Source organism: Hymenobacter metallilatus (assembly GCF_003944705.1).
GTDB classification, from domain to species: Bacteria; Bacteroidota; Bacteroidia; order Cytophagales; family Hymenobacteraceae; genus Hymenobacter; species Hymenobacter metallilatus.
In genome coordinates this window covers 1-1075 of sequence record NZ_RWIS01000029.1, presented here as the reverse complement: position 1 = coordinate 1075, position 1075 = coordinate 1, and the positions used below count along the sequence as shown (strand labels likewise).

Below are 1075 nucleotides of genomic sequence, written 5' to 3'. Positions count from 1 at the left end.
TTAAGTGGTCAGCTAAAAGTAACCGTATACTCAGTTCCGACTCTGGGCATGAGGTAGTCGAGCTTGTCGCGTAGGGTTTGCTCGGTGCGATAGTCGTCCGGGGTGAGCCAGTAGTGCTTGCAGCGGTGCCAGAGGATTTCGATCAGGTTCAGCTCGGGGCAGTAGGCAGGCAGGAATTGTAAACGCAAGCCGCGCGCGGCCCACACCCCGTGGCGGGCCTGCACGCAGGCGGCGCGGTGCACCGAGGCGTTGTCGAGCACGAGCACGGTCGGACCGGACAGCGCTTGGCTGTACTCGTCCAGCGCGGCCACGAATAGGTCGGCCGTCAGCGCGCCGGGCAGCACGTAGCTGGTCAGCGGCTGGCCCGGGGCCTTGGCCTGCCACAAGCCCAGCACGGTGTGGCCCCCGCCGCCGCGCTCGGCCGGCAGCGCGACCGGCGCCTGCCCGCGCACCTGCCAGGCATAGGGCACCGGCGCCAGGCGTGAGAAGCGGCACTCGTCTACGTACACGACCCGCAGCGCGCCGGCCGCTTCCAGCGCGTGCAGGGCCTGGACCTCCTGCTGAAAAAAACCGAACAGCACCGCGTCGCGCCGCGCCTTGAGACTACGCCGGGTGCGCTTCCAGCTATAGCCCGCCCGCCGCGCCAGCCGGCGCAGCGTGCCCACGCTTACGCGCACCTGCAGGTCGGCTGCCACGCGGGGCACGAGCCGGCGTAGCTGCTGGGTGGCCGACCCGAGCCAGGCGACTATTTTTTTTGCGCCGCCGGGGCCAGTTTGGGCGGCCGTCCGGCGCGCCGGCCCTCGGCTAGCCCCGCCAGGCCGGCCCGGTGCCAGGCCTGCACCCACCCGTGTACCGTCGCGTAACGCACGGCAAACAGCGCGGCCAGTTGCGGCAACGTCTGGCCCCGGTGGTGGCCCAGCACGGCCAGCGCCCGCCGCCGCATGCGCGGGTGCGGTCCGTGCTGACTGCACGCTTCCAAACACGTCACTTCTTCCGAACTCAACTCGGTGGCAGGTCGTCGCATGCCGCAAGCTACCAATTGCGCACTATACGCTTACTTCTGTATGGCTACTTA

The 1075-nt window shown here is 68.9% G+C and carries 2 protein-coding genes; both read right to left on the bottom strand.

The genetic code is table 11. The features are described 5' to 3' along the window. Positions 1-8: 8 nt before the first annotated feature. Positions 9-845 (bottom strand): IS630 family transposase, encoded by an 837-nt coding sequence (locus tag EI290_RS22200; RefSeq protein WP_125433834.1) that lies wholly within the window; start codon positions 843-845, stop codon positions 9-11. Further along, positions 746-1024, bottom strand: a complete 279-nt coding sequence (locus EI290_RS22195) for a helix-turn-helix domain-containing protein (protein WP_089334549.1) — start codon at positions 1022-1024, stop codon at positions 746-748. The genes EI290_RS22200 and EI290_RS22195 overlap by 100 nt, the downstream gene beginning before the upstream one ends. Between the last annotated feature and the right edge of the window lie 51 nt (positions 1025-1075).